Origin of the sequence: Kitasatospora sp. NPDC001540 (assembly GCF_042894345.1) — a bacterium.
In the GTDB taxonomy this organism is placed as follows: Bacteria; Actinomycetota; Actinomycetes; order Streptomycetales; family Streptomycetaceae; genus Kitasatospora; species Kitasatospora phosalacinea_C.
Window position 1 is genome coordinate 117,764 of the sequence record NZ_JBIAVO010000017.1, and the last position, 25,554, is coordinate 143,317.

The 25,554-nt window shown below is 74.5% G+C and carries 20 protein-coding genes and 1 riboswitch; of the genes, 5 read left to right on the top strand and 15 right to left on the bottom strand.

Annotated features, from left to right (window positions below):
- Positions 1 to 38: 38 nt before the first annotated feature.
- Entirely contained in the window at positions 39 to 1,394 is a 1,356-nt protein-coding gene (locus ACFY00_RS21055; protein ID WP_388032980.1) for a helix-turn-helix domain-containing protein, read from the bottom strand.
- A 229-nt stretch (positions 1,395 to 1,623) separates the two neighbouring features.
- Between ACFY00_RS21055 and ACFY00_RS21060 the strand changes: the two genes are divergently transcribed.
- Positions 1,624 to 1,779 (top strand): hypothetical protein, encoded by a 156-nt coding sequence (locus tag ACFY00_RS21060; RefSeq protein WP_388032979.1) that lies wholly within the window; start codon positions 1,624 to 1,626, stop codon positions 1,777 to 1,779.
- 52 nt (positions 1,780 to 1,831) lie between these two features.
- On the top strand, positions 1,832 to 3,022 hold the full coding sequence (gene glgA, locus ACFY00_RS21065) for a glycogen synthase (RefSeq protein ID WP_388032978.1): 1,191 nt from the start codon (positions 1,832 to 1,834) through the stop codon (positions 3,020 to 3,022).
- A gap of 24 nt (positions 3,023 to 3,046) precedes the next feature.
- Here glgA and ACFY00_RS21070 read toward each other — a convergent pair whose 3' ends face one another.
- Entirely contained in the window at positions 3,047 to 4,306 is a 1,260-nt protein-coding gene (locus ACFY00_RS21070) for a cation:proton antiporter (protein WP_388032977.1), read from the bottom strand.
- Between the two features lie 185 nt (positions 4,307 to 4,491).
- On the opposite strand from ACFY00_RS21070, the gene ACFY00_RS21075 reads away from it, so the two are divergent.
- Positions 4,492 to 4,947, top strand: coding sequence for a DNA-binding protein (locus tag ACFY00_RS21075; RefSeq protein ID WP_388032976.1), 456 nt, complete (start codon positions 4,492 to 4,494; stop codon positions 4,945 to 4,947).
- A 208-nt stretch (positions 4,948 to 5,155) separates the two neighbouring features.
- Here ACFY00_RS21075 and ACFY00_RS21080 read toward each other — a convergent pair whose 3' ends face one another.
- The 7 genes from ACFY00_RS21080 to ACFY00_RS21110 all read right to left on the bottom strand — a co-directional run bounded on the left by ACFY00_RS21080 (position 5,156) and on the right by ACFY00_RS21110 (position 13,197).
- The gene (locus tag ACFY00_RS21080) at positions 5,156 to 6,523 is read right to left on the bottom strand and encodes an NAD(P)/FAD-dependent oxidoreductase (RefSeq protein WP_388032975.1); all 1,368 of its coding nucleotides are present in this window, start codon (positions 6,521 to 6,523) and stop codon (positions 5,156 to 5,158) included.
- A gap of 468 nt (positions 6,524 to 6,991) precedes the next feature.
- Complete coding sequence (locus tag ACFY00_RS21085) at positions 6,992 to 7,927, bottom strand: exopolyphosphatase (RefSeq protein WP_388032974.1); 936 nt, start codon at positions 7,925 to 7,927, stop codon at positions 6,992 to 6,994.
- Complete coding sequence (locus ACFY00_RS21090; protein WP_388032973.1) at positions 7,924 to 8,595, bottom strand: DUF501 domain-containing protein; 672 nt, start codon at positions 8,593 to 8,595, stop codon at positions 7,924 to 7,926. Before ACFY00_RS21090 ends, ACFY00_RS21085 begins: the two co-directional genes overlap by 4 nt.
- Positions 8,596 to 8,638: 43 nt before the next feature.
- Positions 8,639 to 9,076, bottom strand: a complete 438-nt coding sequence (locus ACFY00_RS21095) for a septum formation initiator family protein (protein ID WP_388032972.1) — start codon at positions 9,074 to 9,076, stop codon at positions 8,639 to 8,641.
- A gap of 127 nt (positions 9,077 to 9,203) precedes the next feature.
- Positions 9,204 to 10,490, bottom strand: a complete 1,287-nt coding sequence (eno, locus tag ACFY00_RS21100; RefSeq protein ID WP_388032971.1) for a phosphopyruvate hydratase — start codon at positions 10,488 to 10,490, stop codon at positions 9,204 to 9,206.
- 323 nt (positions 10,491 to 10,813) lie between these two features.
- Positions 10,814 to 11,518: a transglycosylase family protein gene (locus tag ACFY00_RS21105; protein ID WP_388032970.1), complete on the bottom strand. Its 705-nt coding sequence runs from the start codon at positions 11,516 to 11,518 to the stop codon at positions 10,814 to 10,816.
- 3 nt (positions 11,519 to 11,521) lie between these two features.
- Positions 11,522 to 11,720: riboswitch (cyclic di-AMP (ydaO/yuaA leader) on the bottom strand.
- A gap of 232 nt (positions 11,721 to 11,952) precedes the next feature.
- Positions 11,953 to 13,197: a cytochrome P450 gene (locus ACFY00_RS21110; protein ID WP_388032969.1), complete on the bottom strand. Its 1,245-nt coding sequence runs from the start codon at positions 13,195 to 13,197 to the stop codon at positions 11,953 to 11,955.
- 156 nt (positions 13,198 to 13,353) lie between these two features.
- On the opposite strand from ACFY00_RS21110, the gene ACFY00_RS21115 reads away from it, so the two are divergent.
- A complete protein-coding gene (locus ACFY00_RS21115; RefSeq protein ID WP_388032968.1) occupies positions 13,354 to 13,773 on the top strand; it encodes an SDR family NAD(P)-dependent oxidoreductase in 420 nt (139 codons plus the stop codon).
- 12 nt (positions 13,774 to 13,785) lie between these two features.
- Here ACFY00_RS21115 and ACFY00_RS21120 read toward each other — a convergent pair whose 3' ends face one another.
- From ACFY00_RS21120 to mfd, 4 genes are all read right to left on the bottom strand, one after another.
- A complete protein-coding gene (locus ACFY00_RS21120) occupies positions 13,786 to 14,781 on the bottom strand; it encodes a MazG family protein (protein WP_388032967.1) in 996 nt (331 codons plus the stop codon).
- A gap of 53 nt (positions 14,782 to 14,834) precedes the next feature.
- A complete protein-coding gene (locus ACFY00_RS21125) occupies positions 14,835 to 15,218 on the bottom strand; it encodes an LPXTG cell wall anchor domain-containing protein (protein WP_388032966.1) in 384 nt (127 codons plus the stop codon).
- Positions 15,219 to 15,387: 169 nt separating this feature from the next.
- Positions 15,388 to 16,014 carry a SurA N-terminal domain-containing protein gene (locus tag ACFY00_RS21130; protein ID WP_388032965.1) on the bottom strand — a complete coding sequence of 209 codons (627 nt, stop codon included), beginning with the start codon at positions 16,012 to 16,014 and terminating at the stop codon, positions 15,388 to 15,390.
- A 168-nt stretch (positions 16,015 to 16,182) separates the two neighbouring features.
- Positions 16,183 to 19,788, bottom strand: a complete 3,606-nt coding sequence (gene mfd, locus ACFY00_RS21135; RefSeq protein WP_388032964.1) for a transcription-repair coupling factor — start codon at positions 19,786 to 19,788, stop codon at positions 16,183 to 16,185.
- 551 nt (positions 19,789 to 20,339) lie between these two features.
- Here mfd and ACFY00_RS21140 point away from each other — a divergent pair.
- Entirely contained in the window at positions 20,340 to 21,647 is a 1,308-nt protein-coding gene (locus tag ACFY00_RS21140; RefSeq protein WP_388032963.1) for a nucleotide sugar dehydrogenase, read from the top strand.
- A gap of 37 nt (positions 21,648 to 21,684) precedes the next feature.
- Here ACFY00_RS21140 and ACFY00_RS21145 read toward each other — a convergent pair whose 3' ends face one another.
- Both ACFY00_RS21145 and ACFY00_RS21150 read right to left on the bottom strand, forming a co-directional pair.
- Positions 21,685 to 22,950: a hypothetical protein gene (locus ACFY00_RS21145; RefSeq protein WP_388032962.1), complete on the bottom strand. Its 1,266-nt coding sequence runs from the start codon at positions 22,948 to 22,950 to the stop codon at positions 21,685 to 21,687.
- Between the two features lie 160 nt (positions 22,951 to 23,110).
- Positions 23,111 to 25,543: an SUKH-4 family immunity protein gene (locus ACFY00_RS21150; RefSeq protein ID WP_388032961.1), complete on the bottom strand. Its 2,433-nt coding sequence runs from the start codon at positions 25,541 to 25,543 to the stop codon at positions 23,111 to 23,113.
- Positions 25,544 to 25,554: the final 11 nt, after the last annotated feature.

A 25,554-nucleotide genomic window follows, 5' to 3' on the forward strand; every position in this document is an offset into this window, starting at 1 on the left:
CGCCCGCGGACCCGCCGCACCCGGCGGGTCCGCCGCGGCTACTGGCTGACCTGCCGCGACGAGGACGCCTCGGCCGCGCTGGGCAGCGCCCGCAGGCCGACGCTGGTCAGCGCCCGCTGGTAGGCGCTCATCGCCTCGTCCGGCCGGCCGAACCGCTGCCAGAGGTCGCCGACCTGCCGCCAGACCTCCGCCGCGCCGCGGTTGGCGGCGAGCTGGCCGAGCTGCCGCTCGACCGCGTGCAGCGTGGCCACGCCGCTGTCCTGGTCGCCGCCGAAGAACTGGGCCTCGGCCAGCAGCACCCGGGCCTTGGCGGCGTCGAACCGCGGCTCGGCCCGCAGCAGCCCGAGCGCCCGGTTGGCGTGCGCCGCCGCCTCGTCGAACCGCCCCAGCTGGATGTCCAGTTGGGCCAGGCTGGTCTCGCTCCAGGCCTGCTCGGTGGCGGTTCCGGCCTCCAGCAGCCCGAGCTGGGACTCGTCCAGCAGGGTGCGGGCCCGCTCCAGGTCGGGCGGGTCCGTCTCCAGGATGAGCCGCCCGTACACGCCCTTGAGCAGGGCCATGTGCCGGACGTTGTCGGTCTCGGCCATCATCATCAGCGCCCGCTCGGTGAGGCCGAGCGCCTCGTCCACCCGCCCGCGCGACTTGGCGACCAGCGCGGCGTTCCAGTACACCGAGCCGCGGGCGACCCGCGAGCCGGTCTGCTCGGCGACCACCAGCAGCCGGGCCGCGACCAGGTTGGCCTGGCCCAGGTCTCCGCGCTCGCGGTAGCAGCCGATCAGGGTGGCGCCGAGCTGGATGTGGTCGTCGGTGACGTCCAGGCCGAGCGCGTCGAGCTTGCGCATCGCCCGCTCGCCCACCTCGACGCTCATGACGTGGTCGCCGGACTCCCGGTAGCAGCGGCACAGCGCCACCGCGAGCTGGGCCCACTGGGCCGAGCCGGCCACCATGGCCGGGTCCTCGAAGAGCGTGGTGAGCAGTTGGATCGCGGCCTCCAGCCGGCCCAGCTTCTCGAACGCCAGCGCCTGGCCGAGCCGGGCCCGGTGGACCATCGCGTCGCTGAGCAGCGGCGCCGAGGCCAGCGCCTCGCTGAAGGACTGCAGCGCCTCCCCGTTGGAGCCGTTGCGCAGCGCCATGTCGCCGAAGGCCACCTTGAGCTCGAGCTCCTTGATGGTGGCGTCGTCGTGCCCGGTGCGCAGGTACTCCACCGAGCAGCCCACCCGCTCGGCGAGGCTCTTCAGCACGGCCTCCGACGGGGCCCGCTTGCCGGTCTCGATCAGGGACACGTAACTGACCGAGATGTCCTCGGAGGCGAGGTCCTGCTGGTTGAGTCCGCGCTTGAGCCGGAGCTCGCGCAGGCGCTGACCGATTCCACCCGGCACGCTCTGAGTCTGGTCCACGTCGTCCACCTCCAGAGTGCTATTTGACTGCCATTTTTACAGGACGGCGAGCAGGCCGCCAAGGCGTTGTCGATGCCTTCCTTCTCGACTGTTCTCGGGCTGACCTGACGTTGTACCGGGCATCGAACCCTACCCGGAAGCGCTCCATTGACAGGTTATGTCAATCGAGATTGACTCTACATGTCAATTCGAAGCCGCCCGCGAAGGGCCTGCTCAGGAAGGCACCGCCATGTCCAAGAAGCTGATCGCCCGCCTCGCCGCCGTGCTCGCCGCGACCGGCCTCGCCCTGGCCCTCGGCCCGCTCGGCGCGGCCCACTCCTCCGCCCCGACCAAGGGCGTCCCTGTGGCCGTCGTCACCCCCAACGGGGACGGCGACTGCTGTTGAGACCCGCGCCCGGCCCCGGAACCAGCGCCCCAGCCCCCAGAAGGGATCCGCCATGCGCGTCTCCGTCCTGACCAGGGAGTACCCGCCCGAGGTGTACGGCGGTGCCGGCGTCCACGTCACCGAGCTGACCCGGGCGCTGCGCCGCCGCGTCGAGGTGGACGTCCACTGCTTCGGCGAGCCCCGCCACGAGGAGGGCACCCGCGCCCACGCCGTCCCCGGGGCACTGCGCGGCGCCAACCCCGCGCTCGGCTTCCTCGGCGCCGGCCTCGGCGCCGCGGCCGCCTGCGCCGGCACCGACCTGGTGCACAGCCACACCTGGTACGCCAACGGCGCCGGCCAGGTCGCCGGCCTGCTGCACGGCGTCCCGCACGTGATGACCGCGCACAGCCTGGAACCGCTGCGCCCGTGGAAGGCCGAGCAGCTCGGCGGCGGCTACGCGCTCTCCTCCTGGCTGGAGCGCACCGCCGCACTGTCCGCGGACGCCGTGATCGCGGTCTCCCGCGCGATGCGCGCGGACGTGCTCGCGGCCTACCCGGAGATCGCCCCCGAGCGGGTCCACGTGATCCACAACGGCATCGACGCCGACGCCTACCGGCCCGACCGCTCCCCCGCGGTGCTGGAGCGGTTCGGCCTCGACCCGGACCGGCCGATCGTGCTGTTCGTCGGCCGGGTCACCCGCCAGAAGGGCCTGCAGCACCTGCTCCGGGCGGCCTTCGAGCTGCGCCCGGAGGCCCAGCTGGTGCTGTGCTGCGGGCAGCCGGACACCCCCGCGATCGCCGCCGAGGTGGACGGCCTGGTGGCCGACCTGGTCCGGCGGCGCGACGGCGTGGTCCGGATCGACGGGATGCTCGACCCGCTGAGCCTGCGCCGACTGCTCAGCCGCGCCGCGGTGTTCGTCTGCCCCTCGCTGTACGAGCCGATGGGCATCGTCAACCTGGAGGCGATGGCCTGCGAGACCGCCGTGGTGGCCACCGCGGTCGGCGGCATCCCCGAGGTGGTCGAGCACGGCCGCACCGGCCTGCTGGTGCCGTACGAGCAGCGGGACGACGCCACCGGGGAGCCCACCGACCCGGCCGCCCTGGCCCGCGGTCTGGCCGCGGCCGTCAACGCGCTGCTGGAGTCCCCGGGGACGGCGGAGAAGTTCGGCCTGGCCGGGCGGGAGCGGGCGGTCCGGGAGTTCTCCTGGGACCGGGTCGCCGAGCGCACCCTCGACGTCTACGGCAAGGTGCTGGCCGCCCGCTGACCGCCGCCCCGGCGGGGCCCGCGCTCAGCCCGCCGGGGCGGGCACCGGCTCCGCCGCGGCCCGCGGCCGCTCGCCCAGCAGCAGGAGCGCGGGCCCGGCCAGCACGGTGGCGGCGACCGCGACCACCAGCAGCGCCGCGTACGGCCGGGGGCCGATCAGGCCCGCCTGCCGACCGGCGGCGAGCAGGACGAGTTCGGTGAGCCCCTTGGTGTTCATCAGGACGCCGAGCCGCAGGCTGTCCCGCCAGGGCAGCCCGCCGCGCCGTCCGACCGCGGCGGCGGGCAGCACCTTGGCCGCGGTCGAGGCGGCGAGCAGCGTCCCGGCCAGGGCGAGGAAGCCGGGGTCGGCCAGTTCGGCGCCGAGGTCGACCTGCTGGCCGGCGCCGAGGAAGAAGCAGGGCAACAGCAGGGTGGCCAGGGTGCCGAGCCCGGCGGCGGTGGTGGCGGGCAGTTCGCCGTGCGGGCCGTCGGCGGGCGGCCAGAGCAGGCCGAGCACCAGGCCGCCGAACAGCGTGTGCAGGCCGAGCGCGGAGGAGAGCGCGGCGGCCAGGCAGACCGCGCCGAGCAGCGGGGCGGCGCCGGGACGGGGGCCGGGCGGGGTGCGGTCGGCGGCGCGGGCGCGGCGGCGGGCGAGCAGGGCGGCGACCGCGACCCCGGCCAGGGCGAGGGCCAGGTGGCTGGCCGGCAGGGCGCCGGCCAGCCAGAGGGCGAGGGCGAGCAGCGCCCAGCAGACGCCGTCGCCGACGGCCGCGGCGGCCAGGGCGAGTCGGCCCTCCGGGGTGCCGTCCAGGCCGCGGTCGTGCAGCAGCCGGGCCAGCACGGGCACGGCGGTGACGCCGAGCGCGGCGGCCAGGAAGACCGCGAAGGAGCCGGGCGAGCCGTGCGGTCCGACCCCGCCCGAGCGGACCAGCCAGGGGGCGAGCGCCAGCCCGGTGGCGGCCGGCACCGCCACCGACACCGCGGCCAGCGGCAGCGGCGAGCGGCCCCCGGCGCCCCGGCGGGTCCGGGCCTCCGCCGCGAGGTGCGCGCCGATCTCGAAGGCGTAGAGGGAGAGGGCGAGTTGGGACAGGCCGCCGAGGACGGTCAGCGGCACGCCGGTGAACAGCTGCCGGTGCAGGTCGGGCAGGACGCGTCCGAGCAGGGACGGTCCGAGCGCGATCCCGAGCACGATCTCGCCGATCACCGCCGGTTGGCCGAACCGCCGGGCGAGCCGGGCGGCGCCGGGTCCGAGGGCCAGGACGGCGGCGAAGGCGAGGAGGAACCGGGTGGTGGGATCCGAGGACATCTGCAACCCCCAATATTTACTTAAGAATTGACAGCCAGAAATCTAGGTCGTCACATCCGGACCGTCGACGGAACGTCACCGGCCGGGGCGCACTGTGGGAAGTCGCGCGGAGCACTCCCGCACTTGAACGGAATGTTCACAACGGATCCTTGACCACACTGCGTTCGTCGGCGCATCCTGGGACCATGGCCGACACCACCCCCCAGCCGCACTCCCCCGCCGCCGACCCGTTCGCCCCGCCCGACCCCGCCGCCGCCCGCACCCAGCGGGTGTACGCCTCGCTGTTCCGGATCGCCGAGCGGCACGCCGCCACCGACGGGCAGCGGCAGCGGCAGACCAACCCCGCGATGCTCGCCCCGCACGAGGCGGTGCGGCTGGTCGCGTTCCTGCTCAGCGGGGCGGCCCTGGCCGAGGAGGGCGAGCCGGAGGTCGACCGGGCCGACGTGCTGGCCGCGCTGACCCTGCTGCCGCTGGTGCGGGCCGAACTCGACGAGCTGGAGGCCGGGTTGCTCACCATGGCCCGCGGGCGCGGGATGACCTGGCAGGAGATCGCCTTCGGGCTGGGCCTGGGCACGCCGCAGGCCGCCCGCCAGCGGCACGAGCGGCTGACCGACCGCACCGCCCCCGCCGAGCCCTCCTGACGCCCCGCCAGGACGGCGACCGGCCCCGGAACGTCCGAAGGCCCCCACCCGGTGGAGGGTGGGGGCCTTCGTCAACTGCCTGCTGTACTCCGCCCGGTGGCGGGGCCGGCTGAGCACCACGGAGGTCGTGGTCCGGCGGCGCTGCCGGGCGGAGGGCCTCCGACTCGTACCCGACCTGTGTCGGGTCTGGTCGCTCTTCGCTCGTGACTTACTTGCTCGCGGCGAGTTCCTTCTCCGGCGCGGCCGCGGCGGCCGGCTTCGGCGCGGGGGCGGTCGCCTCCTGGAAGGCGTCGAAGGGCTTCTCCATCTCGGAGAGGCCGACCGTCTCGCGCTTGAGGAACATCGCCAGGGTCCAGTCGGTGAAGACCCGGATCTTGCGGTTCATGGTCGGGACCATCGCGCCGTGGTAGCCGCGGTGGAACCACCAGGCCAGGCGGCCCTTGAGCTTGATCTTGCCGAACAGGATCGCCACGCCCTTGTGCAGGCCGAGGCCGGCCACCGCGCCGAGGTTCTTGTGCTTGTACTCGGCCTGCGGGAAGCCGCGCATGCCCGCGATGACGTTGTCACCGAGGACGGCGGCCTGGCGGACGGCGTGCTGCGCGTTCGGCGGGCACCAGGCGCCCTCACCGGCAGCCAGGTCGGGCACCTGGGCGTTGTCGCCCGCGGCCCACACGTAGTCGAAGCCCTGCACCTGGAGGGTCGCCGCGGTGTCCACGTGGCCGCGCGGGCCGAGCGGGAGGCCGAAGCGGTTGACCACCGGGTTGGGCTTGACGCCCGCGGTCCACACGATGGTGGAGGCGTCGAACTCCATGCCGTTCTTCAGCACCACGTGCTGGTCGACGCAGGACTCCATCGAGGTCTCGATGTAGACCTCGATGTCGCGCTCCTCCAGGCGGCCCTTGGTCCACAGACCGAGGTCCGGGCCCATCTCGGGGAGGATGCGGTTGGCCGCCTCGACCACCACGAAGCGCATGTCGGAACGGCTGACGGTCTTGTAGATCTTGGCGGCGTCGCGCGCCATGTCCTCGATCTCGGCGACGGTCTCGATGCCGGCGAAGCCACCGCCGATGACCACGAAGGTCAGGGCCTTGCGCCGGACGTCCTCGTCCGTGGTGGACTCGGCCTTGTCGAGCTGCGCCATGACGTGGTTGCGGAGGCTGATCGCCTCCTCGACCGTCTTCATGCCGATGCCGTGCTCCGCCAGACCCGGGATCGGGAAGGTGCGGGACACCGAGCCGGTCGCGACGACCAGGTACTCGAAGGGCAGTTCGTAGGAGTCGCCCGCCGCGGGCTGGATGGTGGCGACCTTGCGGGCGTGGTCCACCTCGGTCACGTGACCGGTGAGCACCTCCGCCTTCTTGAGGGCGCTGCGCAGCGGCGCGACGAGGTTGCGAGGGGCGACGTTGCCGCCGGCCGCCTCGGGGAGGAAGGGCAGGTACGTCATGTACGACCGCGGGTCGACGACCGTGACGGTCGCTTCGCCGTAACGCATCTTCTTGAGGATGCGCATCGCGGCATACAGGCCGACGTAACCACCGCCGACAATGAGGATGCGAGGACGCTCCGTGGTGCTCATATCCGAAAGTATCCACCCCCGCCTGACGGGCCATTCGTGAGGCCCGTCACAAGCTCCTGGACACCGGGTGCTACACTGCGCGCCCGCACTTCCGCCCCGGAGGGGTCTCCCCACCCCCGTCGGCCGACCTCGGTGAGCGGTCCGGGCCGCAGTGCCGCGCTGAGCAGCAACGATCCCGGCCCCGCACCGGTTCCCGAGCGGGGTTTCGATTTCTCCGGGATGAACACCAGGTTGCCTGCGATCCCACGAGCGACCCGCCGACAGCGCCTTCGGTCCACATTTCGGTCGCCGCAGTGGCTCCGAGTGGGTCGAAAGGCTGGATTGCCATGTGAAGAAATTCACGAAGCTTCTCGCCGCGACACGCCGGAAGGCCCCCGGAACGGCCCGCGGGGGTCTCCCGCGCGCCCTCCGGGGGCCTTCCGACACCTTCCCGGGGGCCCTTCGACGGCCTCCCGGCGGCCCGGTGGATCAGGCGATCGACCAGGCGATCCCGTCCAGGATGTCGTGCTCGGAGACCAGCAGTTCGGCGGCCCCGGTGCGCTCCATGACCTCCAGCAGGACGAGCGCCCCCGCGGCGATCACGTCCACCCGGCCGGGGTGCATGACCGGGACGGCGGCCCGCTCGGCGTGCGAGGAGTGCAGCAGCCAACGGGCGACCTCCCGCACCCGCTCGACGCCGACCACCGCGTGGTGGATCCGCTCGGAGTCGTACCCGGGCAGCTCCAGGGCGATCCCGGCGACGGTGGTGACCGTCCCGGCCAGGCCGACCAGGGTCGCGCCGGAGTCCAGCGGGACGACCCCGGCGACGGTGTCCAGCGCGGCCCGGATGTCGGCCCGCGCGGCCTCGATCTGCGCCTCGGTGGGCTGTCCGCCCGCGAAGTGACGCTCCGTCATCCGCACGCAGCCGATGTCCATCGAGTACGCGGCCCGCACCTCCTGCTCGCCGAGCACGAACTCGGTGGAGCCCCCGCCCAGGTCGAACACCAGGTACGGCGGCCGGTGCGGGCCGCCGAGCAGCTCGCGGGTGGCGCCGGTGAAGGACAGCCGGGCCTCCTCCTCGCCGCTGACCACGCTCGGCGTGACGCCCAGGATCTCCTCGACCCCGGCGGTGAACTCGGCGGCGTTCTCGGCGTCCCGGGAGGCGGAGGTGGCGACCATCCGGATCCGGTCCGGGGTGACCCCGTGCGCGGCGATGACCTCCGCGTACTCGCGGCAGGCCGCGAAGGTGCGGGCCAGCGCCTCGGGGTGCAGCCGCCCGGTGCGGTCGACGTCCTGGCCGAGCCGGACGATCAGCATCCGCCGGTCCAGGTCCGTGATCCCGCCGGTGGCCGGGTCGAGGTCGGCGATCAGCAGGCGGATCGAGTTGGTGCCGCAGTCGATCGCGGCGACCCGGGTGCTGCTCACGACTCGTCCTCCGCCCCGTCGGCCCCGGCGGCCGCCTTGCGGGCGGCCCGCTCGGCGCTCAGCGCCTCCTTGGCGGCGATCACCGCGTCGTGGTCCTGCCCCGCGGCCTTGGCCCGGTTGCGGGCGACCCGCTCACCGGCCGCGTCGACCTCGGCCTCGCTGACGCACGGGCCCTTGGCCCACCACTGCTCCAGCATCCCGATCGCCTCGTCGCCGAGCGGGTTGACGCCCTCCCCGGCGGCCAGCGAGTGCCCGACCAGCACGTGCAGGCACTTGACCCGGTCGGGCATCCCGCCCGCGCTGGGGAAGCCCTCCAGCACCTCGATGGCGTCCCGGCGGGCGATGTAGTCCTCGTGCGCCCTCCGGTACGCGGCGGCGAGCTCCGGGTCCTCGGCGAGCCGGGCGGTCTGCTCCTTCATCACGCCGTCCGCCTCCAGCGTCCCGATCAGCGAGGCGGCCCGGGGGCAGGTCAGGTAGTAGAGCGTCGGGAACGGCGTGCCGTCGGGCAGCCGGGGCGCGGTCTCCACCACGTCCGGGTTGCCGCACGGGCAGCGGTGGGCGACGCCGCGCAGCCCGCGCGGGACGCGGCCGAGCTGGGCGGCGATGGCGGCGACGTCGCGCTCGGACACCTCGGGGGCGTCGGACGCGGGAGGGTTCTGGTTGCTCATCGGGAGTCTGTTCGTCTGAGGGGGCGGGGGTCGTTGGGGCTGCTCAGCGGGCCGGTCGCGGGGCGGGCAGGGCGGCGTCGGCGGCGTCCACCGAGTCCCAGAGGGTGGCGTACCAGGGCTTGACCGCCTTCGGGCGGCCGGCCGCGGCGTCGGTCGAGGGCTTCGCGCCGGGCGAGGGCTGCGGGGAGACCGAGACGAACGGGGTCTCGCCGGGCAGCGCGTAGTGCAGCCGCTCCCGGGCCTGGGCCTTGACGTACTCCGGGTCCTGCCAGCGGGCCTTCTCCCGGCGCAGCTCGTCGACCTGCTGGCGGGCGTGCTCGGCCTTGGCCCGCTGGGCGGCGATCTCGCCGCGCTGGGCGATGTACTGCCGGGCCGGGTAGGCGAGTATCGCCACCAGCGAGCACAGCACGAGCACCAGCACGGTGGCCCGGCTGGTGAAGCGCGGTCGCGCCGCCAACCCGGGAATCCTCCACTTGGCCATCTGCTCGCCCCTCCTGCGCATGCCGGTGCCCCGGCCCCACCCTACGCGGTGGGAGCCGGGGCACCGGTCACATCAAGGGGTTGTTCAGCCCTTGCTGTGCTTACTTGTCCGCAGAGCGCTGTGCTCGTCAGTTCGCAGAGCGAAACCGCGGGAACGCCGAACGGCCCGCGTACTCGGCGGCGTCGTCGAGGATCTCCTCGATGCGCAGCAGCTGGTTGTACTTGGCGACGCGCTCGGAGCGGGCCGGGGCGCCGGTCTTGATCTGGCCGCAGTTGGTGGCGACGGCGAGGTCGGCGATGGTGACGTCCTCGGTCTCGCCGGAGCGGTGCGACATCATGCAGCGGTAGCCGTTGCGCTGGGCCAGCTCGACGGCGTCCAGGGTCTCGGTGAGCGAGCCGATCTGGTTGACCTTCACCAGCAGCGCGTTGGCGGTGCCGGTCTCGATGCCCTTGCGCAGGCGCTCCGGGTTGGTGACGAACAGGTCGTCGCCGACCAGCTGGACCTTGTCGCCGATCGCGTCGGTGATGGCCTTCCAGCCGTCCCAGTCCGACTCGTCCAGCGGGTCCTCGATGGAGACCAGCGGGTAGTCGGCGACCAGCTCGGCGTAGTACGCGATCAGGTCGGCGGAGGAGAGCGCCTTGCCCTCGAACTGGTAGGCGCCGTCCTCGAAGAACTCGGAGGCGGCGACGTCCAGGGCCAGGGCGACGTCCTTGCCCGGGGTGTAGCCGGCCTTCTTGATCGCCTCGGTGATGAGGTCGAGGGCCTCGCGGTTGGAGTCCAGGTTCGGGGCGAAGCCGCCCTCGTCGCCCAGGCCGGTGGAGAGCCCGCGCTCCTTCAGCACGCCCTTGAGGGTGTGGTAGACCTCGACGCCCCAGCGGACGGCCTCGGAGAAGGACTCCGCGCCGATCGGGGCGATCATGAACTCCTGGATGTCGACGTTGGAGTCCGCGTGCGAGCCGCCGTTGAGGATGTTCATCATCGGGACGGGCAGCACGTGGGCGTTCGGGCCGCCCAGGTAGCGGAACAGCGGCAGGTCGCTGGCCTCGGAGGCGGCGTGCGCCACGGCGAGGGAGACGCCCAGGATGGCGTTGGCGCCGAGCGAGGACTTGTCCGGGGTGGCGTCCAGGTCGAGCATGGCCTGGTCGATGAGGCGCTGCTCGGTGGCGTCGTAGCCGACCAGCTCGGGGCCGATCTGCTCGATCACGGCGAGGACGGCCTTCTCGACGCCCTTGCCGAAGTAGCGGTTCTTGTCGCCGTCACGGAGCTCCAGGGCCTCGAAGGCACCGGTGGAGGCACCCGACGGGACAGCCGCGCGACCGGTGCTGCCGTCGTCGAGACCGACCTCGACCTCGACCGTGGGGTTGCCGCGGGAGTCGAGGATCTCACGGGCTACGACGACATCAATGGACGGCACGAGGCATCTCCTAGCGGAAGCGGATGTGTGGTCGTTACGACCAGAGCCTAGCCGCACACCGCGCCGCGGCCACGCTCGGCCGGGCCCCGTCTCACGGTGTGGCCGGGCTACTCATCGGTAGTTCACCTGATTGACGGCCGGTCCGCCGCCCCCGGCAGCGCGAACTGCCCGGTGCGCACCGGGAGCGGACGGAACGTCAGGGGACGCGGCCCTCGTCAGGGCGGCGGCGGGGCCTCGTCAGGCCGCCCGCCCCTCGCGTCCCGGATGCCGGGACCGGTTCCGGACCGGCTCGGGACCCGGGCTCGGACCGGGCCCGGACCGGCTCAGAGGGCGAGCACCTGGCCGGGCACGATCAGGTCGGGGTCGGCACCGATCAGCTCGTGGTTGGCCTGGTAGATCCGCTCCCAGCCGCCGGACACGTTCTGCGCGGCGGCGATGCCGGAGAGCGTGTCGCCGTCCTGGACGGTGTAACCGCCGGCGGCCGTGTTCTGCGGGGCGGCCTGGGGCTCGGCGGCCTGCGGCTCGGCGGGAGTGGCGGGGGCAGCGGGCTTCGCGGGCTTCTTCGACTGCGAGCCCTTCGGCTGCCGGGGGGCGGTCGGGCGCTCCTGGGAGCGCGAGGCGGCGTCCTCGGAGGTGTCGGCAGGCGCGCCGCCCTTGACGAGCCCGGCCCGCTTGGAGCAGACCGGCCAGGCGCCGGGGCCCTGGGAGGCGAGCACCCGCTCGGCCACCGCGATCTGCTGGGCGCGGCTGGCCTGGTCGGCGCGGGCCGCGTACTGGCCGCCGCCGAAGGCGCGCCAGGTGGAGGAGGTGAACTGCAGGCCGCCGTAGAAACCGTTCCCGGTGTTGATGCTCCAGTCGCCGCCGCTCTCGCACTGGGCCACGCGGTCCCAGGTGTCGACGGGTGCGGCTACCGCTCCGGTGGCGGCGAGCAGTGGCAGGGCCAGGCCGACCGAGGCCACGCCGGCGGCGGCGATGACCTTCTCGGCCTTGGTACTACGGCGGTGGCGGGCGGTGTTGGCGAACAGCACGGGACGTCCTCTCCGCACGCCTGCGAGGTGAGCTGTCGGGTTCGGACCGGGAGGTTGGCCCGGCCGCCGGTCGCTCCGGACGCGGTTGCGCCCGCCGCTCGGCGGCCTCACCCCAAGCCGTTGGGACTACGGCGTTCACACTGGTTCCCCCGCTCCTGTCCGGTACCTGGTAGGTGGCCCGAGGACGCGGCGGACAGGACTCGGCGTGCCGCGATCGGGGCCCGCAGCTGCGGGCATGTCGGAGAGTAGGCAAAGCTGACGAGCAATCACAAGCTCATATCACCATGATCACGCCGAAATTACGGATCCTCGAATCTCGTACACGAACGATCCAGGTATGTCCGGATTCGTTCCGAACCGGCGTGCGACGCGCGCCCCCGCCCCGGCGCGTCGTCGGCCCGGTCGGACGGCGTGTCGCGGGTGCCGAAACGGCGTCAGCGGGGCGTGAAGGAGACCGGGAGGTCGCGCAGACCGCGCATGATCAGTCCGCCCCGCCAGCGCAGGTCCGCCGGATCGGCGGCCAACCGGACGTCCGGAAGCCTGGTCAGTAGGCTGCCGATCGCGCGCTGCCCCTCAAGCCGGGCCAGCGGGGCGCCGATGCAGTAGTGGATGCCGTGACCGAAACCCAGGTGCGGGTTGTCCGAGCGGGCCAGGTCGAGGGTGTTCTCGGCGGAGAACCGGGCCGGGTCGCGGTCCGCCGCGGCCAGCACCACCAGCACCGGGTCGCCGACCGGGATGTCCACCCCGCCGATGGCCAGCGGCGCGGTGGCGAACCGCCAGGTGGCCAGCTCCACCGGGCCGTCGTAGCGCAGGAGTTCCTCGACGCCGGTCTCCAGCAGGCCCGACTCGCCGCGGTCCAGCGACTGCTGGAGCAGGGTGCGCTGGTCCGGGTTGCGCAGCAGCGCGTACATGCCGTTGCCGATGAGGTTGATGGTGGTCTCGAAGCCGGCGAAGAGCAGGATGAAGGCCATCGCCGCGGCCTCGTTCTCGGTCAGGTGCTCGCCGTGGTCACCGGCCCGGATCAGGCCGGAGATCAGGTCGTCGCCCAGGTCGGCCCGCTTGCGGTGGATCAGGTCGGCCAGGTAGCCGCGGATCTGCTTGACCGCGCGGCCGACCCCTCCCCTCTTACCGCCGGTGTGGCGGATCATCATGCCCGCCCAGTCGCGCAGGTCGTCCTGGTCCTCGGCGGGGACGCCGAGCAGGTCGCAGATCGCGTAGATGGGGAGCGGGAAGGCGAACTCGTGGATCAGGTCGGCCTCGCCGCGGGCCGCGAAGGAGTCGATCAGCCGGTCGGTGAGCTGCTGCACCCGCGGCTCGAACTCGGCCACCCGGCGCGGGGTGAACGCCTTGGAGACCAGGCGGCGCAGCCGGGTGTGGTCGGGCGGGTCGATGTTCAGCAGGTGGGTCATCAGGTCGGCCTGCCGCTCCCCCGGGATGCCGACCCGGCCGCTGCGGTGGGCCTGCTCGCTGTGGTGCGCCGGGTTCTTCGACAGCCGGGCGTCCGCCAGCGCCTGCCGCGCGTCCGCGTAGCGGGTGACCAGCCAGGCGTCCACCCCGCTCGGCAGGGTGGTGCGGTGCACCGGCGCGTGCTCGCGCAGCCAGGCGTACGCCGGGTAGGGGTCGGCCGCGAACTCCCAGGTGAAGAGTTGCGGATGGGGGGCGTGGGGCTGATCTGGCATGTCTTGACCGTATCGGGAAGCACCACCGCGTGAGTCTGGTCACCTGGTGGGTAATCCCTGTTGCGGAGCGTCGGGGCGCGCCTACGATCCTCCGATAACCACAGTGGGCGACGTGCGGGTCGGCCACGGGTTCGCCCTCGGAAAGGGGAGCAGACCATGCGAGTAGCCGGTGCAGTGGTGGTCATCGCGGTGCTCGACGGAGGTTCGGGGGCCGACCTGGCCCGCCGCTTCTCCGCCGCCGGTGCCGCCGGTCTGCTCATCGCCGACCTGCGCCCCGGCATCGCCGAGGACCTCGCGGCCGAACTCGACCGCCCCGGCTGCCCGGTGGTCGGCGTCTCCGGCGACATCCACCACCCGGCCGACATCGCCGCGCTGGTCGACACCGCCGTCAAGCACCTCGGCCCGATCGACCTGTTCGCGGTCGCGGGCCCGGACGGCGAGCGGATCGTCCAGCTCGCCGACCTGCCCGGTCACCTGAACCCGCTGGCCGAGGTCCTCGCCCTGGTCGGCGAGGCCATCGGCGAGGTCGTCCCGGCCCAGCGCCGCCCGGTCGCGGACGTCCCGCTGGCGGGCTGAACCCGCGTCCCCCTACTCCTCCGGCAGCCCCTCCGCGGCCCGGACCGCCGCGCGGTAGCGGCGGGCCGCCGCCCGCAGCGCCGCGTCCACGTCCACCCCCCGGTCGTGGGCGCGCTGGGCGACCGCCAGCAGCAGTCGCCCCGCCGACTCCGCGGTCAGCTCGGCGGGCAGCTCGTACGGCGCGTCCGGCACGCCGGTGAAGTGCGCGCGGCGCACCCGCGAGACCAGCTTCGCCGCGTACGCCAGCGCGGGCAGCCCGGCGGGCACGCCGTCCAGCACCGACTCGCGCTGCTTCTCCGCCGCCTTCAACTGCTCCCAGTTGGCCTCGGTCTCGGCCGAGCCGGTCACGCTCACGTCGCCGAACACGTGCGGGTGGCGGTACATCAGCTTCTCGACGATGTCGCCCGCCACGTCGTCGATCGAGAACGGGTCCTCGGCGTCCTCCTCGGCGATCCGCGAGTGGAAGAACACCTGCAGCAGCACGTCGCCGAGCTCCTCGCGCAGGGTCTCCCGGTCGCCCTCCTCGATCGCCTCGACCAGCTCGAAGGCCTCCTCCACCAGGTACTTCACCAGGCTCTGGTGGGTCTGCTCGGCGTCCCACGGGCAGCCGCCCGGCGAGCGCAGCCGGTCCATCACCGAGACCAGGTCGAGCAGCCGGGCCCCCGGCAGGTCGTACGAACCCGGCAGCAGTTCGATCTCCGGGTGCTCGCCCGCCTCCTCGACCGCGATCCGGGCCAGCGCGTCGGTCAGGCCCGGGTCGCCGTCCGGGCTCTCCAGCCAGACCGCGGGGGCCCGGGCGAGCAACTGCCGGGCCAGCGCCGGGGCGGACGGCCGCTCCACCACCTCCGGCTCCACGCCCGCCGCCCGCAGCGCGGCCAACTGCGGGTGGTCCGCGACACCGGCCAGCACCGTGGGCGCGGACCGGAGCGCCTCCCAGGCGGGCCAGGAGAGCAGGCCGGGGGCGACGCGGTGGGTGGTGGTCAGCAGGATCAGCTTCGGAGTCTCCACGGGACCGAACCTACCGCGCGGCGCCCCGGCCACGGGCGCGGGGGAACGGCCGGTCAGTGCTTGCGGCGGGCCTTCGCGACCAGGACCATCAGCCCCGCCAGGACGCAGCCGAGGGCGGCGAGGCCGATCAGCGGGAGGGCCCCGGCGGTGCCGGTCTCGGGGAGGCGGCCGCTCGCGGCGCCGCTGGGGCTGCTGGACGGGGACAAAAACGGGGACGGCGAGGGGGACGGGGGCGGGGTCGGCGAGGAGCCGGGGACCTTCCAGGAGGCCGCGTCACCCCGGGCCAGGCCGCCGGAGCGGCCGCCCGCGGCGCCGGTGCCGGCCAGGTCGGCGGCCGCCGTCAGGTCGCCGCGCGCCGGCAGGCTCACCGCGGGGGCGGCGGCGAGCGGGACGAGGAGCCCGGCGACGGGCAGGGCCGCGCACAGGGCGCGCGGCATCCTCGGCAGGGGGGAACGGCGCTGAACCACGGCGGACCTCGCAACCGGCGGGCGGACTGGGCAGACTGGGCGGAGGAACCCAGCCTCACCGGCCCGCGGGGGATCGTCCGACCGGACACGGCCCGCGCGTCCGGTCGCCCACCCGTTCGGCCGAGGGCCGCCCGGACCGCTACAGGGCGGCCTGGCCGCTCTTCGGGAGCCAGTCGTCGGAGCTGCCCTGCAGGCCGATCCCGGCGGTGTTCCAGCTGCCGTAGCGCGGGTTGACCTCGATGTGCAGGGCGGTGCCCGCGTCGACCAGGGCCTTGCGGATGGCGGCGTCGCCCTCGGCGCTGGACGGGTCCCGGCCGTCGGCCAGCTTCACCAGGCCGATCTGCTGCCGGTAGAAGCCGTCCACGTCGGTGGCCGGGACGCCCTGCTTGGCGCGCAGCAGTTCGGCGAGCTTGGCCTCGCTGCCGACGGTCCGGGCGTCCGCGGACCGGGCGCGGTCGATCTCGCCCTGGCTGACCGTCAGGCCGCGGTCCGCCAGGGCGCGGGCGACGACCTTGCCGAGGATCAGGTCGGAGACGGCGTGCCGGGCCAGGCCGGGCTGCTCCTCGGTGGCGGCGCCGCTCTGCGCGGCGCCGTCCCGGACGGCGGTGACCCGGGCCTCGACCTGGGCGATGCTGATCCGGTCGCTGCCGACCACGGCGGCCGCCCCCTGGTGCGCCGGTGCGCCGCCGCAGGCGGCGAGCGCGGCGGCGGCGACCGCGGTGCCGAGGGCGGCGCGCAGTCGGCGGGCGGAGCTGGTGCGGATCACTGGGGCCTCCTGGGCGGTGGAGCGCGGTCCGGTGGTGCTCTGCGTACGTGGCTGGGAGGAACACTATTGACCACCGCGCCCGGGTGCCAGACCCCGCGCAGGGAGCGGCGATCCGGTACGGGACGCCGGGGACGGCCCCGGCGCCCCGTACCGGGTGCGCGTGCTCGGCTACCGCTTGAGGTCGTCGAACATGGTGCCCAGGAACTCCGTGCACCAGGACAGCAGTTCCCGCCCGACCAGCGGCTTGCCGCCGATCCGGCCGCCGCTGCCCGGCCGCGGCACCAGCAACTGCCGGGCGGCGGACTTGACCTGGGTGCGCGGGTAGAGCCGGTTCAGCCGCAGCTCCTGCGACTCCCGCAGCTCGACCGGCCCGAACCGGACGAAGTTGCCCTGCAGGGTGATGTCGCCGATGCCGCAGCGCCGGGCGAACAGCCGCAGCCCCGCCACCAGCAGCAGGTTCTCCACCGGCTCGGGCAGCTTGCCGTAGCGGTCGGTCAGCTCCTCGCGGACCTGCGCGATGTCGGCCTCCGAGTTGACCGCCGCGATCGAGCGGTACGCCTGCAGCCGCAGCCGCTCCCCCGGCGCGTAGTCGTGCGGGACGTGCGCGTCCACCGGCAGCTCGATCTTCACCTCCAGCGGCTCCTCCTCCGGCTCGCCGCCGCCGTCCAGCGACTCGCGGAACTCGGCGACCGCCTCGCCGACCATCCGCATGTAGAGGTCGAAGCCGACGCCCGCGATGTGCCCGGACTGCTCGCCGCCGAGCAGGTTGCCCGCGCCGCGGATCTCCAGGTCCTTCATCGCGACGTACATGCCCGCGCCCATCTCGGTGTGCTGGGCGATGGTGGCCAGCCGCTCGTGCGCGGTCTCGGTGAGCGGCTTCTCCGGCGGGTACAGCATGTACGCGTAGCCGCGCTCGCGGCCGCGGCCGACCCGGCCGCGCAGCTGGTGCAGCTGGGACAGGCCGAAGGTGTCGCCGCGCTCGACGATCAGGGTGTTGGCGTTGGAGATGTCGATGCCGGACTCGACGATGGTGGTGGAGACCAGGACGTCGAACTCCTTCTCCCAGAAGTCGACGACGACCTTCTCCAGCTGGGTCTCCCCCATCTGCCCGTGCGCGGTGGCGATCCGGGCCTCCGGCACCAGGTCCTTCAGCCGGGCGGCCGCCTTGTCGATCGACTCGACCCGGTTGTGGATGTAGAACACCTGGCCCTCGCGCAGGAGTTCGCGCCGGATCGCGGCCGAGATCTGCTTCTCGTCGTACGGGCCGACGAAGGTCAGCACCGGGTGCCGCTCCTCCGGCGGGGTGGTGATGGTGGACATCTCGCGGATGCCGGTGACCGCCATCTCCAGGGTGCGCGGGATCGGGGTCGCGGACATGGTCAGCACGTCCACGTTGGCCCGCAGCTTCTTCAGCTGCTCCTTGTGCTCGACGCCGAAGCGCTGCTCCTCGTCGACGATGACCAGGCCCAGGTCCTTGAACCTGGTCTCCGAGGAGAACAGCCGGTGGGTGCCGATGACGACGTCCACCGAGCCCTCGAACAGGCCCTCCAGGACGGCCTTCGCCTCGGTGTCGGTCTGGAACCGGGACAGCGCCTTCACGGTGACCGGGAAGTTGGCGTACCGCTCCGCGAAGGTGGAGAAGTGCTGCTGCACCAGCAGCGTGGTCGGCACCAGCACCGCCACCTGCTTGCCGTCCTGCACCGCCTTGAAGGCGGCGCGCACCGCGATCTCGGTCTTGCCGTAGCCGACGTCGCCGCAGATCAGCCGGTCCATCGGGACGGACTTCTCCATGTCGGCCTTGACCTCGCCGATGGTGGTCAGCTGGTCGGGCGTCTCCGCGTACGGGAAGGCGTCCTCCAGTTCGCGCTGCCACGGGGTGTCCGGGCCGAAGGCGTGGCCGGGGGCCGCCATCCGGGCCGAGTACAGCTTGATCAGGTCGGCGGCGATCTCCTTGACCGCCTTCTTGGCCCGCTGCTTGGTCTTGGCCCAGTCCGCGCCGCCGAGCCGGTGCAGGGTCGGGGCCTCGCCGCCCACGTACTTGGTGACCTGGTCGAGCTGGTCGGTCGGCACGAACAGCCGGTCGCCGGGGTGGCCCCGCTTGGCGGGCGCGTACTCCAGCACCAGGTACTCGCGGGTGGCGCCCTGCACGGTGCGCTGCACCATCTCCACGTACCGGCCGACGCCGTGCTGCTCGTGCACCACGTAGTCGCCGGCCGCCAGCGCCAGCGGGTCGATCGCGTTGCGGCGGCGGGACGGCATCCGGCGCATGTCCTTGGTGGAGGACCTCTGGCCGGACAGGTCGGTCTCGGTGACGACGGTGAGCTTCAGCTCCTCGTCGACGAAGCCGTGCTCGATCGAGCCGCAGGAGACGTACACCACGTCCCGGGTCGGGGCCTCGGCGAGGTCGGCGACCAGCCGGGCCGCGATGCCCTCGTTGCCGAGCACCTCGGCCAGCCGGGAGGCCGGGCCGTGGCCCTCGGTCACCATCACCACCCGCCAGTCGGCGGCCAGCCGCTCCCGGGCGTCGGCGATCGCCCGGGCGGTGTCGCCGCGGTACGCCTCGACGGCGTGCATGCCGAGGGTGAGGGTGTCGGCGTCGCGTTCGAGGATGCCGTGGACGGTGGAGTCGCTGGTGGCGAACGGGCTGACCGACCACCACGGCAGACCGATGCCCGCCGCGTGCTCGCGGACGTCCGCCAGGGACCACAGCGAGGCGGCGGAGACGTCGATCGCCTCCAGGTCGATCGGGCGGTCGGCGCCCGCCGCGGCGGCCACCCAGGACGCGGCCAGGAACTCCTGGCTGGTGGCGACCAGGTCGGCGGCCCGGGTGCGGACCCGCTCCGGGTCGCAGACCACGGCGATCGAACCCGCCGGGAGGACGTCCAGCAGCAGCTCCATGTCGTCCACCAGCACCGGGGCCAGCGACTCCATGCCCTCGACCGCGATGCCCTGCGCGATCTTGTCCAGGATCTCGCCCAACTCGGGGTGCTCGGCGGCCAGTTCGGCGGCCTTCCCGCGCACCTCGTCGGTCAGCAGCAGCTCCCGGCAGGGCGGCGCCCACAGACCGTGCTCGGCGATCTCCAGGGAGCGCTGGTCGGCGACCTTGAAGTAGCGGATCTCCTCGACCTCGTCGCCCCAGAACTCCACCCGCAGCGGGTGCTCCTCGGTCGGCGGGAAGACGTCCAGGATGCCGCCGCGGACCGCGAACTCGCCGCGCTTCTCGACCAGTTCGACCCGGGCGTAGGCCGCGGCCGCCAGCCGCCGGGCGATCTCGCCGAGGTCGTGCTGCTCGCCGCGCCGCAGGGCCACCGGCTCCAGCTCGGCCAGGCCCTTCACCTGCGGCTGCAGCACGCTGCGCACCGGCGCCACCACCACCTGCAACGGGCCCGCCGCCGGGTCGTCGGCCCGGGGGTGGACGATCCGGCGCAGCACGGCCAGGCGGCGGCCGACGGTGTCCGAGCGCGGGGAGAGCCGCTCGTGCGGCAGGGTCTCCCAGGCCGGGAACTCGGCGACCGCGTCGGCGGGCAGCAGCGAGCGCAGCGACGCCGCGAGGTCCTCGGCCTCCCGGCCGGTGGCGGTCACGGCCAGCACCGGCCGCCCGTTCCCACCGCCCCGGGCGGCCAGCGAACGGGCCAGCGCCGCGATCGCGAACGGGCGGGCGGCGGGCGGTCCGACCAGGTCGAGGTGCTGCCTGTGCCCCGTGGCCGCCGCCTCGATCGCCTCGGCGAGGGCGGCGTCCCGTACGACGACATCGAGCAGTCCGGACAGGCTCATACGTCAGTTTCTCCACGACGGGGAGTGGCCCGGCACAGGAGACGGCCGGGCAGCGCGACAGCCCGGAACGCGGTGCGCCCCGGGGGGTGTCCAGCCTACGCCGCGCCGCCGCCCGGCACGCGGTGCGGCACCCTCCCGGCCGGTCCGGCCGACTCACCGGTATCCGTACGGGCTCGTCCAGAGATCATGCGGCCGACACATTGTCGTCACTGTGCGTCCATGGTCAGCGCGCACCATGGATGTCAGCGCGGGCCGCATCCAACCGTGGGGGATGGCTGCGGAAGCGCGGTCGCACCTCGATGGGGGTCGGGAGTGCGAAGGCCGGGCGACCCTGGGTGGGGGCGCCCGTGCCACTCACGCCGGGACTCGCGGCGTCCGCTCCCGGGCGGGCGCCGCGGCTCTCGGCGTCCTGGCGTTCCGGGCCCCTCCCGCCGCTCGCGCACGCTCGTGCACCACTTCGGGCGAAGCCGCCCGCGCGGAGGCCCGGGCTCCGTACCCTCGTGTGAAGAAGGTGTGGGGACGCCGGTCTTTCCCAGGGGGTTTGCTTCGTCATGCGCGTTGTCATCGCAGGTCAGGGCTACGTCGGACTCCCGCTCGCGGTTCGCGCCGCCGAGGTGGGGCACCGGGTCGTCGGGTACGACGTGGACGAACGCCGGATCAAGCGGCTCGCGGTCGGCGAGTCGTACGTCGAGGACATCCCCGGGGAGCGGCTGCGTCCGCTGCTCGACTCCGGGGCGTACCTGCCCTCCGCCGACCCGGCCGACGTCGCGGGGTTCGACGTCGCGGTGATCACCGTCCCGACCCCGCTGCGCGAGGGCGTCCCCGACCTGTCCTACATCGAGGCCTCGGCGAAGCTGCTGGGGCGGCACCTGAAGCCCGGCGCGACGGTGGTGCTGGAGTCCACCACCTACCCGGGCACCACCGAGGAGCTGCTCGCCCCGCTGCTGGAGGCGGGCTCGGGGCTGCGGGCGGGCGCCGACTTCCACCTCGGCTACAGCCCGGAGCGGATCGACCCCGGCAACCCGGTGTGGAAGCTGGAGAACACCCCGAAGGTCGTCTCCGGCACCACCCCCGAGGGCCTGGCCGCGGTCTCCGACTTCTACGGGCAGCTGGTCGAGCGGACCGTCCCGGTGTCCTCCTGCAAGGAGGCGGAGCTGACCAAGCTGCTGGAGAACACCTTCCGGCACGTCAACATCGCCCTGGTCAACGAGCTCGCGATGTTCGCCCACGACCTCGGCATCGACGTCTGGGAGGCCATCGACGCGGCCTCCACCAAGCCCTTCGGCTTCCTCCGCTTCACCCCCGGTCCCGGCGTGGGCGGGCACTGCCTGCCGATCGACCCCTCGTACCTGTCCTGGCGGGTGGAGCGGGCCCTGGGGCAGTCCTTCCGGTTCGTCGAGCTCGCCAACGACGTCAACAGCCACATGCCCGACTACGTGGTGCGCCGGCTCACCGAGGCGCTCAACCAGCGGCGGCGCAGCGTGAACGGCTCCCGGGTGCTGGTCCTGGGGCTGGCGTACAAGCCGAACACCGGCGACGCGCGGGAGACCCCGGCGGCCCGCGTCGTCGAGCTGCTCACCCGCCAGGGCGCCGAGGTCCGGGCCGCCGACCCGCACGTGGTGGCGGGCGTGCACGTCGCCGAGCCGCACGTCCCGGGCCAGCGCACCGCCGCCCACGAGGGCGGCCCGCTCGCCGCCGTGCACCGGGTCGAGGCCACCCCGGAGGAGCTGGCGGCCGCCGACGCGGTCGTCCTGCTCGCCGACCACGACGAGTTCGACTACGAGGCGGTCGCCACCCACGCCCGGTACGTCCTGGACTGCCGCCGCCGCCTGACGGGGGCCGCGGTCGAGGTGCTGTAGCCGGTCACCTCCGCCGCGACGCCCCCTCGCTCCGGGCTCAGCCCCGGCGCTGGATGCGGTTGCGGTCCGGGCGGGTGTCGTGGTCGATGCCGTCGTCGACGATGACGATCTTGGGGACGATGCGCTCCTCGACGGTGGCGTCCGGCTTCGCGTCGGCCTTCGGCTCCGGCTTCGCGCGGGTCTCCGGCGCGGCCGCCGGGGCGGTCGCGGGCTTCGGGGGCAGCGGCTCCTTGGCGAAGCTCGCGGGCTTGGCGGGCGGGGCCGGGGGCTGGGCGGGGGCCGCGGGCGCGTAGGGCTTGCGCGGGTCCTCCTGCTTGGGCTTGACCGGGCCCAGCACGGTGGTGGGCTGGTCGGTGGCCGGGGCCTTGGCCAGGTCGGCCTTCTTGGCGGCGACGGCCTCGGCCGCGTCCTCCGGGTCCTCGATGGCGCCGACGGCGGCGCCGGTGAGCGAGGCCAGGGTGCCCTTGATGTGGTCGAGGTGGGTCTGGACCTTGTCGAGGCGCTTGGCGAAGTCGGCCTGCTCGCGCTCGCTGGCGGCCCTGATCCGGTCGGCCTTCTCCCGCGCGGCGGCGAGCGCCGCGTCGGCCTTGGCCTGGGCCTCGGTGTCGAGGCGGCGGGCCTCGGCGAGCATCGCCTCGCGGTGCTGCTCGGCCTCCTTGACCCGGGCGTCGGCGGCGGCGGTGACCTTGGCCACGGCGGCGTCGGCGGCGGCCTCGGCGGCGGCGAACTCCTCGTCGGCCTTGCGGCGGCGCTCGGCGAGCGCGCTCTCGGATTGCTCGGAGGCGTTGGCCGCGGCGACCCGGACCCGGGCGGCGTGGCCGGTCGCGGCGTGGATCAGGGCGCGGCACTCGGCGTCGGCCTCGGCGCGGATCCGCTCGGCCTCGGCCCGGCTGCGCTCGTCGGTGCGGCGGGCGAACTGCTCGGCGTCCTCGCGCAGCTTGGCGGCGTACTCCTTGGCCGCCTTGGCCGCGGCCTCGCCCGCCTCGTGGGCGGAGTCGCGGGCGTCCTCGGCGGCGCGCTCGGCCTTGGCGTGGATCGCGTCGGCCTCGTTGAGGGCGATGCCGAGCAGGGCGGCGGCCTGGTCGCTGAGCTCGGCGAAGTCCGGGTCGGGGGCGTCCTCGGCGGCCTGCTTGATGTCGGCGAGGCGCTTCTCCATCTCGCGCAGGCCGCCGCCGAGGACGCTGAGCCGCTCCCAGGCCTCGTCGCGTGCGCGGATGAGGGCGGTGACGGCCGCGTCGACCTGGTCGGGCGCGTAGCCGCGCCGGGACGGGGTGAAGCCGTACTGGGACACGGCGTCGCTCATTTCGGCTGTTCTCCTCGTGCTCGCGGGCTGCGCGGCCCCGCTGGGTGCGTGGTTCGGGTGGGTCGGGGTGAACCGTCCCATTGACCTATTTTGCGCAGATACGAACGCAAACCAAACAGGGCCGCCGCGCGGCCGGGGAAACCGGCCGCGCGGCGGGGCACTACAGCAGACCGTCCCAGAACTGCTCGACGAGCACCGCCCACCAGCTCTCCGGGGTGTGCACGGCGGCCGGGTCGACGGCCATCAGCTGGGCCTGGAGGTCGGTGGTCCAGCGTCCGGCCTGTTCGGGGGTGAGGCCCAGCCGCAGCCGCCACATCCGGGCCAGCACCGCCAGGCAGCCGACGAACTCGGGGACGCCGGTGTTGACGAAGCGCGGCGGCTCGGCCGGGTTCTCCAGGTCGACGGCGACCACCGCGGCGGTGCCGTACTGGACGCACAGCTGGCGGCCGTAGTCGTTGCCGAGCACCAGGTAGCCGCCGAAGTCCGGGCCGGGCGGCAGGCCGCGCTCGGCGGCGAGCTCGGCCAGCGTCGGGATGGGGCGGCCCTCCTGCGCCTGGGCCCAGAAGAACGGCGCGAACTCGCGCGGCAGGCCGACCCACATCAGCGTCTGGGCGACCGGCTCCGGCACGCCCTGCCGGGCCACCGCGCGCTGCTCGAACCGGAACATCGAGGGGCCGAACAGGGCGCCGAACTCCGCCGCGAGCTGCTGCGGCGGCGCGGGCGGCTGCTGCTGCGGGACGGTGCCGGGCGCGGGCAGCGGCACCCGGACGGTGCGCGGGCGCGGCGGTGCCGACACCAGCTGGTGCAGCTGCTCGACGTGCTCGCTGAGCACGTTCATGCCCGCCTGCCGGGACGCGGCGTCGCGGCCGTACGGGGCGGTGTGGCTGATCCGGGCGTTCGGCCAGGACGCCCGCACCATCCGGGCGCAGTAGCCGCCGGGCAGGTCGCACAGCTCCAGGTCGGTGTGCACCTCCAGCACCTGGTCGGCGGGCACGCCGAGGCGGCGCAGCTCCTGCAGGGCCTTCCACTCGGGGTGCGGGGTGCCCAGCTCGGAGGTCATCACCAGGTTGAGCTCGGAGCCGTCCGGGCCCCGGTAGTTGACCACCGCGGTGGTGCCGGGGCCGACCGTCGGCGGACCGGCCGGCGGCGGGGCCACCGGCGCGGGGGCTCCGGGCGGGAAGCCCGGACCCGGCTGCGGGCCGCCCGGGAACGGCGGCGGCGGCGGGGGCGCCTGGAACGGCGGCGCGCCCTGCGGCGCCGGGGCGCCCGGGAACGGCTGGCCGGGGGCGCCCGGCATCGGGAACGGCGGGGTCGCGCCCGGCGGCAGCTCGATCGCCGGGGCCAGCTGGGTCGCCTGGTACGCGACCGCGGCGGCCGCGGGCGCCGGGGCGGCACCGGGCGCGCCGGGCGCGCCCTCGGCGCGCAGGCCCGCCGGGGCGGGCGGCGGCGGGGCACCGGGGCCGCCGCGGCCGCCGGAGTGCGCGGCGGGGCCGCCGCCGGGGGGCAGCAGCTCGTTCGGCGGCGGGGGCGGGGGCGCGCCGGGGCCGCCGCGGCCCAACTGGGCGTGCGCGGGTCCGCCGGTGGACGGCAGCAGGTCGTTCGGCGGGGGCGGCGGCGGGACGCCGGGGCCGCCGCGGCCCAACTGCGGGGTGCCGGGCAGCGGCTGGCCGGGGCCGGGGGCGCCGGGCAGGCCCATCAGCCCGGGCGGGCCGTCGGTGGCGAGCATGGTGGCCGCGTAGTTGACCCCGGGGCCGGACGGGCCCGGCGGAACGGGCGGGCCCGGCGGGACGGGGGCGGCGGGCGGGACGGGCGTGCCGGGCACCGGCGTGGCCGGACCGCCGACCGGGTACGGCGGGGTGGCGCCGGGCGGCACGGGCGCGGGGGCACCGGGCACGGGGACGCCGAGACCGCCCGGGGCGAGCACGGTGGCGTCCTCGGAGCCGGGCACGGCGGGGCCGCCCGGAGCGCCGGGCGGCGGCGGCACGGGCAGGCCCGTGCCGGGCGTGCCGGGCGTGCCGGGCGTGCCGGTGAAGTAGCTCGGTCCCTCCCCGCCGGGCTCCGGCAACTGCCCGCCCTGCTGCACCGGGACGGGCGGCGGCACCGGCGCGGCAGCCGGAACGGGCGCAGGAGCGGGCGCGGGGGCGGGCGCCACGGGGGCGGCGGGCGCCGCCGCGGCGGGCGCACCCAGGCGGTCGGCCTCGGCGGCGATCGCGGCGGCCCCGGCCTCCTGCAGCCACTGCGGGGGGCTGAGCAGGAAGGAGGTGGCCTCGACCGCACCGCGCACCGGTTTGGCGGCGCCCGCCGGGTTGGGGGCGCTCTCGGTGCCGTACAGCTCCTCGTACTGCCGGACCACCTCGTTGACCGGCAGCGGCGGCCAGAGCGTGCTGGCGCCGCCGTCGCGGGCGATCACCAGGCGCAGCGAGGTGCCGGGGCCGCCGGTGTGCTCGCTGCCGTCGACGGCCCAGCAGACGTAGCCGAGGTCGAACTCGCGGACCTTCACCTCGCGGTGCTGCGAGCGCGGCACCCCGGCGTTGATCCAGTCCTCGGCGGTCTCCTGCGCCTGCGCGTACGTGGTCACCACGTCTCGTCCCACCCTCGTCGTTC